The 16,976-nt window shown below is 58.7% G+C and carries 5 protein-coding genes (1 of these 5 cut by a window edge); all 5 read right to left on the minus strand.

The genetic code is table 11. From position 1 onward, the window contains the following. Tightly spaced (each overlapping or abutting the next), the 5 genes in view from J2T09_RS15520 to J2T09_RS15540 form a layout consistent with a single transcriptional unit that may run on beyond the window. A complete protein-coding gene (locus J2T09_RS15520) occupies window positions 1-213 on the minus strand; it encodes an MbtH family protein (RefSeq protein WP_306836226.1) in 213 nt (70 codons plus the stop codon). After that, complete coding sequence (locus tag J2T09_RS15525; RefSeq protein ID WP_306836228.1) at window positions 210-6,005, minus strand: non-ribosomal peptide synthetase; 5,796 nt, start codon at window positions 6,003-6,005, stop codon at window positions 210-212. The genes J2T09_RS15520 and J2T09_RS15525 overlap by 4 nt, the downstream gene beginning before the upstream one ends. Continuing rightward, on the minus strand, window positions 6,002-8,815 hold the full coding sequence (locus tag J2T09_RS15530; protein WP_306836230.1) for a type I polyketide synthase: 2,814 nt from the start codon (window positions 8,813-8,815) through the stop codon (window positions 6,002-6,004). The genes J2T09_RS15525 and J2T09_RS15530 overlap by 4 nt, the downstream gene beginning before the upstream one ends. After that, complete coding sequence (locus J2T09_RS15535) at window positions 8,815-12,051, minus strand: non-ribosomal peptide synthetase (protein ID WP_306836231.1); 3,237 nt, start codon at window positions 12,049-12,051, stop codon at window positions 8,815-8,817. The genes J2T09_RS15530 and J2T09_RS15535 overlap by 1 nt, the downstream gene beginning before the upstream one ends. After that, on the minus strand, window positions 12,048-16,976 hold the 3' portion of the coding sequence (locus J2T09_RS15540; RefSeq protein ID WP_306836233.1) for a non-ribosomal peptide synthetase. 1,710 nt of this gene lie beyond the right edge of the window; only the last 4,929 of its 6,639 coding nucleotides appear in the window; the start codon falls outside the window, past its right edge; its stop codon occupies window positions 12,048-12,050. Before J2T09_RS15540 ends, J2T09_RS15535 begins: the two co-directional genes overlap by 4 nt.

Below are 16,976 nucleotides of genomic sequence, written 5' to 3' on the forward strand. Positions count from 1 at the left end.
CTATCGTTGCGCCATTGCCTGTCGCAGGCTGAGCGGACGCATGTCGACCCAGACCTCGGAAATATATTGGAGGCATTCCTCCCTCGACCGGGGGATGCCAACGGCTTTCCAGCCGAGTGGCGGTTGCCGTTCTGCAGGGTAGATGGAATATTGTTCCTCGTGATTGATGACGACATTGTAGAGGATGCGATCAGATTCGTCGGCATTACTCATTGCAAGCTCCCTTGGAAATAAGACGTGTTGGACATTGGTGTAGCAAGCTTTCCACGCGCCTGAAGTGATGAGAGAAACCGTGTCACCATGGAGCCGTCGATAGGGGGGCAACAGGGGAGAGACAGTGCATTCACGATCATTCGTGCATTTCTGTTATCGGCTCTGGCCTCCCGTGCCGCTTTCAGAAAATCGGGAGAGTTGGGAGAAAGAAGCGGAAGGAGCCTGAGCAAATCCTTGCCGGAAGTTTCCGTATCCGACGACAGAAGAGCGTCGAAAACCAGCGAGCGCCATCTGTCATATGCCAGAAGGGGCAAAGAATAACCTGCCTGTTTCAGCCAGGTCTGCATATCGGCAAAACGGGCGGGCATGACATTGTTGAGATGGTATGCCGTTCCGGATGCTCCTGATCCGCGTGCAATGGCCATGATCGTCCTTGCCACGTAATCAACAGGCGAGACATCAAGCGGAAGATCGAGAGATGGCAACGCGCCGGCGACGATGGAGGCACGTACGACAAGCCAGAGCAGATCGTCCGGTGGACAATCACCCGTGATCGAATGGCCTCCAATGCGCCCGGGTCTCAAGATGGTGTAGGGCAGGCCTTGCCGCCCCGCCTCGCGTATCATTTCCTCCGACACCCATTTTGTCTGGCTATAGGCATCATCGAGAGTTTGCGGAAACCCAGGAACCCTGTCTTCCATCAAGACATGCGCCGCTGTCATGTCGCCATCATCGAATACACCAAGACTCGAGACATGATGGAACGGCTTGGTGGAGCCTGTGGAGGCAAAGTGAAGCAGGCGGCGTGTCCCTTCGACATTGGCGGCTCGCAGAAGGCTGTAGGGTTCCGCGAAATTCACGCGGCAGCCCGCATGCAGGATCGTACCGACGGATATTGCCATCTCTTGAAATCTTTCCGGCGTCATGCCCAGTCTGTCATGGCCGAGATCTCCCGCGACGGCATGCAGGCGCCGTGCATGTTTGTCTTCCCAAAGGTCATGATCCATCAATGTTTGCCGAAGGCGTATCGCGGCTTCGGCATCATCCCCTGCCCGCACAAGGCAAAATACTGTGTCAAAAGCATCATCCTGCAATGCTTCTTTTGCCAGATATGCGCCCAGAAAACCGGTGGCGCCGGTCACGAACAGGCCACGACCAGGCTTTCCGCCGACATGAACCGAAAAGTCGGCGGGCAGATGAGCCTCTTGTCTCCAGTAAGCCTCGCTTTCCTCGGCATTTGCGCGGGCCGCAGGCAGTGCTGTCTCGTAAGCGGACATGGCCCGCGTAATGGTTGCGGCCATGCCGGCAAGTGTCGAATTGCGAAATAGTGTCATCAATGGCACGTGTATGCCAAAGGCCGAAGAGACTTCGAACATCAGCCGGGCCGCAATCAGTGAATGGCCGCCAAGATCCCAAAAATCGTCATCGGCCGATACCGCCTTTAAGCCAAGCAACCTGCACCATATTTCTGCAAGTCGTGTTTCTTCACCTGTTTCAGGGGCTCGCCCTTTCGTTTCAGTGAATGTGGCATGATTTCTCGGGGAGGGGAGTGCGGTGATATCGAGTTTACCGTTCGCAGTCAGTGGAATTCGGGACAGCGGAATAATGAAATCAGGCAGGAGATGCGCTGGAAGGTTCATGCGCAGAAAGGTCTGAATATCGGCCAGGATGCTGCGTTCGGTGGCAGTCGCGAGGGGGTTGCAGATGACCGGTTCCGTCTGTTCGGCGACCACCATTTCCGGCAATTGCCAGGGATAGTCGAAATCAGCTGCATCCTCATGCGTCGCCATCACATCAATCAGGGCGGGCGTGACCGGTGAGGGCGCTATCCGTATGGAGTAGCCAAGCTGCAGCCCAATTGCCCAGATCTGTTCCGGATCGATCGCGCCGATTTCGTTCGCGGCGTGGCGGGCCTTTGTGACCATCATGTCCAAGGTCTCGGCCGTGTCGATGCTCGGAGACAAAAGCCATGTCGCCAGCAATGTATCGACATATACGCGGTTGTTTGGAACGGACAAAACAGCGAATGTCGCGGGGCGTTGAGCGCTCACCGTTTGCACCAGTGCTTCAATGCTTCCGACAGTGCTCCACGCGCACAGCCATTCCGGCTGAATCATGGTCGATCTCCCCGGATACATGATCACATCGTAACGAAAGCATGTCATCTCGTTGTGATGACGACCGCGTTTGATCTGGACATCTGCCCACGCGCCACGAGTTCGGCAGTGATCGTGAAAGAAGGCAGGTGTCGCGCGGATTTCACGAACATTGTCAATGGCCTGGCGAAGCAGTTGGCTCGCATACGAAGACGTGGTTGAAGGATCAAGTTCACGGCATAAAATGCCTGCATACAAGGCCGGGAGAAGCCGCAGGTCGGGAACGTCGCCGACAAAGATCGTCCCCGCTTCATTCATCGCCCGCTTTGCCTGGTCGAGAACCCTGGTCAGATAGACGGGGTCCGGGAAATACTGGATGATGGAATTGAGCACGACAAGGTCGAAATCCCCGCGCCCGATGCCCTCGAAGTTTTCTGCCTCCCGCCATTCGAGGCGCACATTTTCAAGGTTCCTTCTTTCAGCCAGATGGCGAACATGTCGCAGTGCCACCTCGGAAATATCGGTCCCGGTATAGGTTTCGAAGAATTTCGCCAGATCGAGCAGAAGGCCCATGCCGCAGCCAATCTCCAGGACATGTTTTCCCGGCAAGCCGACAAGACGGTTGAGGGTTGCGTCCGCCCATTCACGCATTTCCTCAAAGCTCATCTTCAAGCCGGAACCGCTATGGACCCAGCCGGATATATCGAAATCGGCGTTTGAGATTTCTGCCTCATCGGGCCTGTATGTGTCGTCGAAGACATTTCGATATGCTGCAACGATGTTCCGGCGTTCTGTCTCGTCGATTTCGGCTGGGCGCGAAACGACATAGGCGACGAGACCAAGATCGCCGTCGTTGCGTTCCACTGTCCGCACGACGGCATCCATGACGTGCGGGTGGCGCCTGAGGCAGGCCTCCACCTCTCCGGGCTCGATACGAAATCCTCTGAGTTTAAGCTGCTGGTCGATGCGTCCCAGATAGCTGAGCCTGCCATCCGGCAGCCTTCGTGCCAAATCGCCGCTGCGGTACAGTCTTTCACCGGGAGAAGCGAGATCGGAGCAGACGAACCGCTCTGCCGTCAGTGCCGGGTCGTCGAGATAACCACGGCTGAGACCGGCACCGCCCACCAGGATTTCCCCCGGCATTCCATCCGCTACGGCCAAGCCGTGCTGATCGACCAAAAATATGTCGAGATCTGCCAGCGGCATGCCAACAATGCTATTGGCGCCTTGTCGGGAGATGGACTGTTGGCTGATCACCTCGTGCGTGGCATGGACCGTGGTTTCGGTAATGCCATACATGTTGACGGGTTTCGGACGCTGATCACCGAAGCGTTCGAACCAGGGTGTCAATATCCGCCTGTCGAGCGCTTCGCCGCCAAAAATGACCAACCGCAGGCTCTCGGGAATTCCGCCCTGCAAGGCTGCGGGGATGAACGAGCGGAATGCCGAAGGTGTTTGACTGAGTATGGTGACGCGTTCCGCGTGAAGTCTGGTGCAGAGCGCGATCGGATCGCGACTGGTCTCGGTGTCAAGAATGGCTACACGTCCGCCTGTCAGCAGTGCCCCCCATATTTCCCAGACAGAAAAATCGAAGGATGCCGAATGAAACATGCTCCAGACATCATGATGGTCCGGAGAGAAAAGCGGTCTGGTTGCGTCCAGCAGGCGCATGACATTGGCATGAGTGACGACGACACCCTTCGGTGTTCCGGTCGAACCGGAGGTGAAGATCACATAGGCGGCATTGTCGGGATAAATGATCGGGCGATTATCACCTGCCATCGTTCCGGCGGGGAGATCGTCCTCGGTCATGTCATCGATAAACAGCATGATGCCGGTATCGTGCATCAGCCCCTGACGGGTGATGATGATCTCTGGCCTCGCCAGATGAACGAGCAAATCCAGTCTTTCAGGTGGGTAGGCGGGATCGAGCGGAACATAGGCAGCGCCGGCTTTCAGAATGCCAAGCATGGCAATGATGAGTTCTGGTGATCGCGTGAGACATAAGCCGACCTTGGCTTCCGATCTCACCCCCTTGGCCCGCAGGCGGCGAGCTATGTTTTCTGCCCGTCGTTCAAGTTCGCCATAACTCACCATCGCGCTGTCAAACGACAGTGCCGGCGCATGCGGATTTTGTTTCGCCTGCCGTGCTACTGCAGCATGCAAGGTGTCGCCGACAATGAAAGACGTCTCCCGTCGTCCTTTTTTGACGACTTCGGACTGTTGACCGGCACTCAACAATCGAACCCGGGAAATCGTCTGATGCGATGATGCAAGGCCATCCTCCAGAAACGAACTGTATGAGGAAAGCAGTGTTCGAGCCGTTTCGGCAGACATGACATCGCCGGAGAAATCGAGTGTGACACGCAGCCCATCTTCGCCCTCGTGTAGCGAAAGCATGAGGTCAAAAGCGGCCGCGCCGGCAAAAAGCGGCTTTGGCTCGACCGTGATCCCGGATATTTTGACGGATGGTGTTGCAAATTGCTGGTGATAGGCGAAGGCAATCTGCACCAGGCTACGCCAGACCGTTGCCCATTCCGGCCGAACTTCCTTGACAATCGCTTCGAACGGCATGTCTGAATTTGCAAATGCAGACAGGACGACTGCTTTCTCTTTCTCCACCAGTTTCACAAAGGACGGATCATCTGACAGATCCGTGCGAAGCGGCAGCATGTTGACGAAGAAGCCGACATGATGCTCGGTTTCCGGCCTGCCACGGTTCGCAATGGGTGTATTGATGCATATATCGGTCTCCCCCGCCATTCTGTGCAGAACAGCCTTGAAGGCCGCAAGCGTGATCATGAAAGGTGTTGTGCGTGTTTCACGCGCGAAGGTCGCAATTTTTCCGGCGATTTCGGGTGACAGAAGTGCGCTTTCCTGCCCGCCTGCCGCAGTCGTATCTCCCGTACCGTCACGCCATGGATAGGCAGATGGGGGAAGGTGCAAAAATTGCTCTCGCCAGTAATCAAGCTGTTTGCGAAGCTGCGGATGATCGAGATGCCGTCGCTGCCAGATCGCATAATCGTAGTAGGACAAAGTCAGTGTCGGCGGCAGGGGATGGGTCGAATTGGTCTTTGCGCCATAGAAAATCGCGAGATCCCGTGTGATCACCTGTAGTGACCAGCCGTCGCAGGCAATATGATGTATTGCCATGGCAAGGATGAACCGGTTCCCCCCGAGCCTGTACAGGCAGGCCCGCAAGAGTGGCCCGTGTTCGAGATCGAAGGGTGCCGCCGCCCATTGCTGCAGGTCTGCATCAATATCGTCATCCTGATCGCCTTCAGCATCCGTTTCCGACCATGAAAATTCAGGCTCGCTTCCGATCACGGGGCACGGTTCGCCCTTCTCTGAAACGAAGCGCGTGCGTAACGTGTCATGACGCGCGACCAGAAGACTGAGCGCTTCCCGCAAGGCCGTGACGTTGAGTTCGCCATTGAGAATCATGGCGCCAGCCACGTTGTTCATGGCCGTGCCAGGCGTCAATTGCTCGAGGAACCACAAGCGCTCCTGTGCAAGAGACAGTTGAAGCGGCTCCGTTTCCTGCCGTTTGGGTATTCGCTGATCCAGCGCCCGCCCGTGGAGCAAGCGCCGCATAAGGCGGCTTTTTGTATCGGAAACGGGTGTTGCCTGCGGCGCTGATGGCTCGCGTGAAGGCTCTGCGGATGTTTGTTGATACCCGATATCGGCGGAGGTCATGGCTGCAGATCCTCCATGCCGTCCGCATCGGCGAAAACCGCTGCCAGCTTTTCGGCTTCCTCATCGCTCATCTGATCGATCGCTGTTTGCAGGTGGGCCTCAAGCCTTTCGGCAAGCGTGGCCACGGTGGTTGCTTCGAAAAAGATGTCGAGCGGGATCTCGACAGGCAGGGCGGCTCTCAATCGCGCAACGACTTTTACGGCGAGCAGCGAATGGCCACCGAGATCGAAAAAATCGTCATCCGAAGAAATTGGCGCCGTGCCCAGGACCTCCTCCCAGATGCCCGTGACAAGAGCAGCCAACCCCGAGGGAGAAGAGGCTGGCTGATGTAACAACGGCTGCGTTGTCGGTGAAACACGCTCAGCCGCAAAGCACGGTCGATGATCGTCAACGGGCCTGTCTCCCGGCGGATCGATCCAGTGGCGTTTGCGCAGCAAGGCGGAAGGAGACAGAGCCACGCGCCGCATGTCCACGTCGGCGGTAAACCAGTCGACATCATGGCCGTCGAGCCACAACTGACCCAGGACATTGTTGAATGAACGCACGCTGTCTGTCGATTTTGACAGGCAGGTAATGGCAGGCAAATCAAGCCGTTTCGCCGAGTTTACGAAGCCGTCCTCGGTGCCCACTTCGATGACGGCCAGATCGGCTTCCCGGATTGCCTGAAGGGCACGATTGTGGTCGCTCGTCTCAAGATCATACCGATGAGCAGAAAGAGGTTCTTCGACCGTAGTCCAGACGCCTGTTTTTCCCGATAGCAAAGGTATCTTGGCAGTGTTCGGCAGGGATATCTGCGCGGGGCCGGATAACGGGCTTTTCAAAAACTCTGCTGCAGTGTCGAGATCGATCGCGCCGGATATGACCGAGGCAACCAGTTCGCCAAGCCCGAAACCGACCAGTCCTGCAGGGGATCCGATACGATCGATCAGAAGGCGGCCGAGAGCATACTGGAATGCAAATGCGCCATAGGTGGCGGTCCCTGGCTGTTCCGCGCCGGCCGGTTGATCGAGGCAATCGACGCCGGAAATATCGAGAAAAGCTTGGCGGCAAATGTCGAAATACGCTCGAAAACCGGGTTCTTCGTCGTAGAAAGCGCGGCCGTATTGCCTGTACTCACGGCCCAGATTGGTAAAGGCCAGGATGATCGCCCGGTTGCGAAAATCGGGCTTTTCAGTCGCAGGTTCTGCGGTGGCGATTGCTTGCGGGAGCAACAGGTCTCCAAGTCCGGCAATGGCTTCGGGAAGGCTTCTCGCCACCAGCATTCGCCGATATGCAAGTCGCGCCCTGCCTTGCTGTAATGTGTAAGCTACATCCGAAATCGTCTCTGCCCGCGAATGTGCGAGATCATCGCGCAGATTGGCTGTGGCCGCTTCCAGAGCCTGCGGCGTATGTCCGGACAGAAGCAGAACCTGAACGGAACGTGATGCCCTCCGGACTTGTCCGCGCTCCGGCGCCTGTTCCAGCACGACGTGCACGTTGCTTCCGCCAATGCCGAAGGAACTGACACCGGCGCGGCGCGGCATTCCGCTGTCTTCGACCCAATGTTCCGGCTCGGTATTGATGAAGAAGGGTGCCCGGGGGAAGGGTGCAAGAAACGTGGTCACTGCCGAGCCCGGTTGCGAAAAATGCCGGCTCGGCGGAATGATGCCGTGATGCACGGCAAGGCACGCCTTTATCAGGCCGGTGACACCGGAGGCGACATCCAGATGCCCGACATTGGCCTTGGCAGTGCCAATCGCGCATCCCCCGGGCCGCCTGTCTCCGTGCAGGAAAACATCGGCGAGTGCCGACAGTTCGATCGGATCGCCCAGCGCCGTTCCGGTCCCGTGTGTTTCCACAAGGCCGATATCTGCCGGCGTAACACCTGCCATGGCCTGAGCCTCGGCAATCACACGGGCCTGTGCCGCCGCACTCGGTGCGGTCAGGCCGGCCTTGTCGGCGCCCTCGTTCACCAGCGATGTACCAGCGATGACCGCCAGAATGCGATCGCCATCCGCCCAGGCATCCTCCAGCCGTCGCAGGACCACGATCCCGACGCCGTTGCCGAAAACCGTGCCATCGGCGGTCACGTCGAACGGGCGGCAGCGACCGCTGCGTGACAGGATGGAGCCGGGATTGTGAACATAGCCGGCTTTCTGCGGTACGCGCAGCGTGATCCCGCCGGCAAGCGCCATGTCGCATTCGCCCGACAGCAGGCTCTGGCAGGCAAGGTGAACGGCGGTCAGCGAGGTGGAGCAGGCTGTCTGCACGCCCACGCACGGACCGCGCAAATCGTAATGATAGGCGGCGCGGGCCGTCAGATAGTCCTTGTCATTTGCCAGCGCCGTCTCGAACACGCCTGTATCCTGAATGAAACCCGCATTCGGGAGCAGGTTCGAAATCAGGTAGGAACTCATGCTGCATCCGGCATAAAGCCCGATGGATCCCGCGAGCCTTTTCGGATCATGGCCCGCATCGTCCAGCGCCGTCCCGACACATTCCAGAAAAACGCGGTGCTGCGGATCCATGATGGCGGCCTCGCCGGCGGAAAGACGAAATCGCTCGGCATCGAACATGTCGATATCGTCTATCAGCGCAGCCGCGCGGACATAGTCCGGTCTGTTTTTGGTGGCCTCGTTTATTCCGGCATCTTCAAGATCGTCGTCATCGAGCGAGACGATGGAGACCCTGCCTTCAACAAGGTTTTCCCAGAGCTTTTCGACTGTGGGAGCGCCTGGAAAACGGCCGGCCATGCCGACCACGGCAATGCCATTTCTGCGTAATTGGGCATCTGTATGATGGGCGGGCGCGAGGCGGGAAGAATTATCCATCACGATTTCCTTCCTCTTTGCATCCCGGCACCGGCCAGGCGCTGTCGCTGTGCGATACGGTTGACCTGCGGCTGATCGAGGGATGGCGCGTGATTTCTGCCCTTCCCTGACAGCTCTTCCGCAAGTGTGCGGATTGTCGGGAAGCGGAGAAGATCAATAAGATCAACGTCCATCGCCAGCGCATCCTGAATGTTCGCCTGAAGCCGCGCCAGAAGCAGCGAGTGGCCGCCGATGTCGAAAAAGTTCGCATCCCTGTCGATGAGTACCGGCCTGCTGTCATCACTGCTGCCGAGAGGGGACAGGAGGCGGCGCCATATGCCTTCGAGCTGTTGTTCGAGCCTGCCCGCTGGTCTGTTCGGCAAGGTCGGCAGAAGCTTGACCGGCACATCTGCCAAGGCGGCGCGGTCGATCTTGCCATTTGTGAGCCGTGGCAAGTGGTCGACAATATGGATTGCTGACGGTCGCATCGCCATCGGCAGCCGCTCTCGCAGCATGTCGGCTAGGGACGAGGCGCTACCAATTCGATCATCGGCCACAACATAGGCAAGGATGATCGGTGTGCCGGATGAGCCGGGACGTGTAACGATTGCCGCATCTTCGACGCCCGTATGGCTGCGGAGAATGTCTTCTATGGCGCCCGGCTGTATCCGTATGCCGCGGATCTTGATTTCATGGTCGAGCCGTCCGCCAAGTTCCAGCATGCCGTTGCCATTCAGCCGGCCAATATCGCCGGTCCGGTAAAGGCGTTCTCCTGGCCGACCTGCCGGATGGGGCACAAACCGCTCGGCCGTCAGCGCGGGCTGTCCGAAATAACCGCGCGCCAGACCCGCGCCTGCTGCATGGATTTCACCCCAGGCACCCGGAATGACTGCCCGGGCCTTTGGATCAAGAAGCGTGATCAGCGTATCCGCAATCGGCTCACCGATCGGTATCGAGGCAGAGCGCATGTCGCTATCCATCACCCGGTGGCAGGTGACATCGGCCGCAACCTCTGCGGAACCATAAAGGTTGAGCAGCGTCGCTTGCGGGCAACGTTTCATGAAAAGCGATGCCAGTGCATGCGGCAGACGCTCGCCGCTTGAAATGCACAGCGTGAGGTCGGGAAGGAAAACCTCGTCCTCTGCCGCGCTTTCGAGAAGTGCGCCGAGAAGTGCGGGCACCAAGGTCAGGCGCGAGACCCGCTGCCGGCGGCAGATATCCAGAAAATCACTCGGCATGTAGCCAATGCGGGCGGGCGCCAGGACGACGGTTGTGCCGGCAAGCAGTGGGCCAAAAAGGTCCCAGACCGAATCGACGAAATTCAAGGAAACATGATGGAAAGCAACTTCGTCGGGCTTGTAAGGCCAGCGCTCCCACATCCATGAAAGCCTGTTCATGATGCCGCGATGGGTTCCCATCACACCTTTCGGGCGGCCTGTGGAACCGGACGTGAACAGCACATATGCGAGGTTGTCAGGCTGTATTCCCTCGGATTGGTTTGAAGAGAATGCGCCAGCCTGGTGGTCGCGTAACACGGCTGAGACAGCGAGCAACGTGGCGCCGGTTGCCGATGTCAGCCGTCCTGACAGTTCCTCCGGGATATCGTCATCGACACAGATCACCGGTGGCCGAACTGTTTCCGCTATGGATTGGAGCCAGCCCGCCGGATAGTCCGGATCAAGCGGCACATAGGCCCCCCCTGCCGTCATGATTGCCAGAAGCGTTGCGACCATATCGGGCGAGCGGCGCATGAGGACGCCGACGGGCGTCTCACTGCCTACACCAAGCGATGTCAGTCGCTTGGCAATCTGCTGGACGCGAGCAGAAAGCAACCGGTAGGTCACAGTTTCGTCGGGGCAAAGGAGGGCAATGTCATCAGGGCGTGATGTCGCCGTCTCAAAGAAGGCATGCGGTATGTTGTGATGGCGATCCGGGGCAGGCTCCGTGCGCACCGGCAATATATGAGGCGCACTGACAGCGTTCAGACCGATATCCATGTCGGCAGCCGCAGCATCCAGCATTGTCAGAAGCTGAGCATTCCACCGTTCAACGGATGCTTCGTGGAAAAAGTCGGCTGCATATTCCCAGGTGAGTGTCAGCCCATCGCTTGTTTGAGCCGTGTAGAGTGTCAGGTCCGCGATTGTTTCCGATGGCGAAAGCGGCATGACGCTGGCCACCAGCGGTGGCGGTAAGGAGGCCGGAAGGCTCGCGGTCTGGTTCTGATGGACAAGCATGACGTTGAGCAAGGGTGTTGCCGTTGGCGATCTGTCCTGCCGCAATTCCTGCAAAAGACGGTCGAAAGGCATGTCGGCATGCGCAAATGCGCTCAGGCAGCTGCCGCGCACTCTTCCCAGCAGGTCGCGAAAACTTTCCGTCTCATCCATCTCGATCTTGATGAGGGTCGCATCCAGAAACAGGCCTAGTTCATCGCGCGTGGCTGCGTGACGGTTGGCCATGGGGCAGCCGACAAAAACGGTTGGCCGGTCGCAAAGCCGCCCGAGCAGCAGGGAAAAGGCGGCAAGCAGCACCATGTAGAGCGTCGCTTTTTCCTTCCCGGCGAGGCGCTGGAGGCGTTCCGTCGTAGTGGTCGGCAAGAGGGCGCTGTATCGTTTTGCCCTTAACGTGGCGGCGCGCTGCCGATCGAAATCCTTGGGCAATTCGCAGCCGGAAGGTGCTGCGCCAAGATAGGATCGCCACCATGCGGACAAGGCGGAAAGTTTTTCAGGTTCCAGTTCGCCTGGCAGACCGGCTTCCGGGATACTGGCTGCCGCCGTCACGGCGTGAGGATGACCGGAAAGACGCGCCGTGTAGATGTCGCAAAGCTTCCGCCAGAAAACCATCATCGACCAGCCGTCGGATATGATGTGATGCGCCACTACGCAAAACACCGATTTTTCGGGCGTTATCTGCAGCAGGATGAAACGAACAGGACGTTCGCGCCGGATGTCGAGCGGGCAATTGATTTCGTCGTGAAGGGTTGCCGCCAGATCCTGCTCATCGACTGAACGTGTCTCCAGCGCGCAAGCCGGCGTATCGAGCACGTACCGAACGGGGTGCCCGTCTTCCAAGGGGAATATGGAACGCCAGGCCTCGTGTCGCTCCAGAATGTCGAGAAGCGCGCAATCCAAAACGTCGAGCCGGAGTTTGCCCTCAAATCGCAAAGCCGAGGAAATGTGCAGGGCAGAGCTTTTCGGTGAAAGTGCTGAAATGAACCAGAGACGTTTCTGGGCCGAAGAAAGCGGCTGTGCTGGTTTCATGACACGCGCCTTTCCTGCTCGACTTGTGCCGTGCGAATAAGCCCGGCAAGGCTTCGTATCGTGGTGGCCTCGAACAGGCTTTGCAGCGGCAGGGCGACGGGCCAGCGGCTGCGAATGCTGTCCACGATATCGACGGCGATCAGCGAATGTCCGCCAAGATCGAAGAAATCGTCATCGAGCGTGATTGCTTCCACGCCAAGCGCCGTTTTCCAGATCTCCAGAAGTGACGTTTCTATCGTATCGCCTGCCTGCTCCTCCGGCATGCGCCGATGGCCCGTCGCGTCGGCGCGATCCGGTTTTTCGTCCTCGCCGATCCAGTGATGATCCTCGGCAAAGGGGTAGGATGGGAGGGATACATGTTGGCGATCGCCCGAACGGCGCATGAAAACCCGCCAGTCGATCGCGATGCCATGGGCCCAAAGCATGGCGGCAGTCGCCAATATATGGCGTTGCGCCTCCACGTCGGACGAGTTTGAGGGCAGGGCGGAAAGTGACATCAGCGAAACGGGCAGGTGACCGGGAGCTGCACGGTCCCCAGCCATGGTCAACACGATAGCCTGCGATATATCGCGTGGATTTGGAGCGATCATGGACCGGCGTAAATGGCCCGCATCGGTCGCCGATTCATATTCCTGCTTCAGTCTTTGAATGGCGTCCTCAAGCGGAGTGCCTTCCATGAGGCATGGCACGATATGTCTGGCCGATCCCGAAGCGATGATCGCTGTGGGGCGCACACCCCAGTCCATCCACGCGCGGGCCAGGGCATATTGGTTCGCCACCGACTTCAGCCTTGACGCAACGGGCGAGAGTTTTTGGTCGTGATCGACATCCTTCGGCGTATTGAGGTCGATGCCGGCAAGGCGTTCGGCCGTTGCCGTGAAATCCAGCAGGGCTTGACGGTATGCGGGCTCGTTCCGGTAAGGATGATGGCCGATCTCCGGCCGGGCATCGGTATCGTCGATGGCAAAGACGAGCCGGGAGGTTTTCGCCTGCGAGAGATCATGTGCCTCGTAAGTCCGGTTGCGCAGGCCTGCCACCGCCGCCTGTGGATCGGTCACCAGCAGATATCGACGATGGTCAAAACCGCGGCGGCCGGTTGCCAGACTGGCGGCCATGTCGACCAGCCGTTCCGCCGACATCGGCGCTGCGGCAAAGCTGTCGGCCAGCCGGTCGGCCAGAATATCAGCCGCAACAGCGGTTTTGGCGGACCAGATCAGGAGATATGGTCCGGTTGAATTGCTCCGGTTCTGCTTTTCAAGGGCAGGCGCTTCTTCAAGAACGACGTGCGCATTGGTGCCGCCGATGCCGAAGGAGCTGACACCGGCACGCCGCGGCGTGGCGGATTGCGGCCATGGGTGGGTTGCCGTCGAAATCGAGAAACCGCTTCGCCCCAGATCGATGGCCTGATTGATGTCACGAAAGTTTCCGCTGGCGACCATCGTGCGGTGTTGCAGCATCAGCGAAGCCTTGATGAGGCCCACAATGCCGGCGGCTGTATCAAGATGGCCGATGGAGCCCTTGACCGAACCGATCTCGCATCCTGACCCGGCAGCGGTTTCCGCATCCATGTTCGGCCGAAGCACACGCTTCAAGGCCTCCATCTCGATCGGATCGCCGATCGGCGTTGCCGTGCCATGTGCCTCCACGTAAGTGATCGAGTGAGGATGGACGCCGGCATCGCTAAGGGCGGAGCGAATGACATCCGCTTGGCCCTCTATGCTAGGGGCTGTGTAACCGACCTTGAGATCGCCATCGTTGTTGATGGCGCTGCCTTTGATGATTGCGACAATCCGGTCGCCATTGGTGATTGCGTCGGCAAGTCTTTTCAGGACGACGACCGCACCACCGTTGCCGCCGACCGTCCCGTCGGCCTCGTTGTCGAAAGGTGCACATCTTCCGCTACGTGAGCCGATGCCTCCCGGTTTGTAGCGATAACCCGTTCGTTGAGGGGTACGGATCGACACACCGCCGGCAATGGCGGCGTCACATTCACCTGACAACAGGCTCTGGCGTGCCATGTGAACACAAACAAGCGACGACGAGCACGCCGTCTGCACCACCACGCTCGGTCCACGAAGGCCCAGCCTGTAGGATGTCTGGGTGGCGAGATGATCCTTGTCGTTGGCGATAAGCAGCCGATGCGCGCCGATGCTCTCCACCAGTTCGGGGGATCGCCAGATATTGTTGAGAAGATAGGTGCTGACGCCAGAACTGGCGAAAACGCCGACATTGCTGTCAATACAGCCTGCATCTTCCAGCGCATGCCAGGCAAGCTGCATGAAGATGCGGTGTTGCGGATCGAGGATGGCGGCGTCTGCGGGCGACATCCCGAAAAACGCCGCATCGAATTTTGAAACACCATCGACAACACCGCCGGTTGCCACATAGCCGGGCAGGTCGATTGTGTCGTCCGCCACGCCGGACAGTCGAAGATCGTCACGTGAAAGCTGGCGGATACAGTCCTTGCCGCTGCAAAGGTTCTGCCAGAAGGTTTCGACATCGCCCGCTTCGGGAAAACGGCCTGCCATGCCGATGATGGCGATCGCGCCGTCGTCACGCAGATTTTCGGTCGCCTTGCGAGAGAGGCGCTCGAGTGGCTTCTCGCCGTCGCCCGTCCGGGCGTTGCCGAGATACTGCGCCAGTGCAGCGGGCGTACGATACTCGAACATGTCGGTGAGTGGGATCGGGCGATTCAGAAAGGTCTGCAGCCGCGCGTGAACAGTCAGAAGAGCAATCGAATTTCCGCCGAGATCGAAGAAGCCGTCATGCCGGCCTATCTGCTTTTGGTCCGGCAGGACGGATAACCAGAGATCGGCGATCTTCCTCTCAAGATCGCTTTCACAGGGAACATGGCTGTGCGACCTGTCCTGTTGTTGCAGGATATCAGGCAGCGGCGCCCGCCGATTGCGCTTTCCCCGCGAGGTCAGAGGAAGCCGATCGACGAATGCAACGCGCATCGGCACCATATAGGCCGGCAGAAATTCGCAGCACTGGCGAATGACGGCTTCGGCCGTCAGCGGCGACGTATATTGCAGGTCCCGGGGAGCCACACCGGCGAGAGATGGCGCCGCGTCTTCGCGGCGGGCATAGAGATAGAAGATCTTCTGTTCGTGGCCGACGGACCAGTCGTTCTCGACAATGACCTCGAAACCCTTGTCTTTCAGAAGGCCGGTCACGCGCGCAAGCCGGTCGTCGAAATCGTGCAATTCGAGCACGATCTGTTTGATGCGAGGCCAATGGTCGGCTCGCAGGCCGGCGAGAACCGCCTCCTCGCTTTTTTCGACGTTGATTTTCAGGAGGTCGATCGTTTGCAAACCGGCTTCGTCGATCAATTGCGAAAGAGGAATGACGTCGACAGGAAATTCTTGCGATGCCATTTCATGGTCGAGCAGCGCCCCCCATTGATCCTCGCGTGTGTCCTGAGGCTCCGGCCTTGCGTGGTGCTGATCCAGATAGGAGCGAAGGAGATCCCTGTCCTGTCGTGGATCGGAATGCAGCCCGGACAGGAGCGAAAGGTTCGGATAGAACGTGAAGGACGATGTCTCCTGTCGTTGACCGGCCGCAACCGGCCATAGTCTGGCATCTGGAGCATAAAGCGAGAGATTGTCGGTCAGAATTGTTTGAAGATGTGGATTGGGCTCCAGGCAATGTATGTCGAGATCGGCGGCCATGGCGCCGACGGCGAGGGAAAACAGGCCGATATTGGCACCGACATCAATCACGCAATCGCCGGCAGAAACGGCAATTCCATTGCGGAAATAGGCGTTGCGGACGAAAACTTCGTCGTAAAGGAATGCTGTTTCGTTGCCGTTCAGCTCCATCATGGCCAACCCATTGGGCATGACACGACGCATGCGCCCGCCGATCTGTGGGGCATGGGGTGGCTTGGCGACCACCGCGGCTACAAGCTGCGGGTGACCGACCGGCTGTTCAGGCACCCAGACCATCGCATCATCGATCAGAGGATGGGCGCGCAGTATCTGCTCGATCTCGCCCGGCTCGATGCGCAAACCGTGCAGCTTCAGCTGGTCGTCCTTGCGGCCGAGCCATTCGATTGTGCCATCGTGCCTGATCCGGCCAAGGTCGCCACTGCGATAAAGCCGCCTGCCGGGGTCGGTCGACAGCGGATCGCAGACATAACGTTCGGCCGTCGGTCCGGCTTGTCCGAGGTAACCCAGCGCCACGCCGTTGCCGCGGATGCAGATCTCACCGGCCGCTCCGTTTCTGACTGGCCTCAGTCCATCGTCCAGTATGACGATATCCGTTCCGGGCAGCGGTGTGCCGATATGAGGAAGATCGCCACTCACCTCCGCAACGCTGGCATCGACAGTGCATTCAGTCGGCCCATAAAGATTGAAACATTGCGTATGTTTCAGGGTGCCAAGTCTTGCCCATAGCGGTGTTGAAATGGCCTCACCTCCGACCAGCAGGGCTTTGAGAGCATCGTGGGACAGGTCGGCGAGACCGGCGTTCAGCAACAGTTCGGCCTGTGAGGGCGTGCAGTCGAACAGATCGATGCCTTGTTTCTCGACATGTCTAAGAACCTCTGCGGCATCAAAACCCTGTTGCGCAGCGGGCAGCAGAACGAGGCAATGCCCGAAGCCGAGCTGGACCAGCTGCTTGATAGAGGTGTCGAAATGTAGCGGCCCGTTCAATCCGATGTTCAGGCGGCCCGGAAACCTGTCGTGGATGCGATCCTTCAATCCCCATGCCAGATTGGACAGATTAGCATGGGTGACCGCCACGCCTTTTGGCTGTCCCGTCGATCCGGACGTATGGATGACATAGGCCAGTCCTTCTGCCTCGATGTTCCGGTGGCTGATCGTACTGGAGAGAGAGCCGGCTTCCGGGTGGCATAGAGATGTGATTGCATCCTCGTCCAGCATCAGGGCGAGCCTCTCTGCTGACGTGATTTTCGCGCGTCG

Source organism: Neorhizobium huautlense (genome assembly GCF_030811685.1).
In the GTDB taxonomy this organism is placed as follows: Bacteria; Pseudomonadota; Alphaproteobacteria; order Rhizobiales; family Rhizobiaceae; genus Neorhizobium; species Neorhizobium huautlense_A.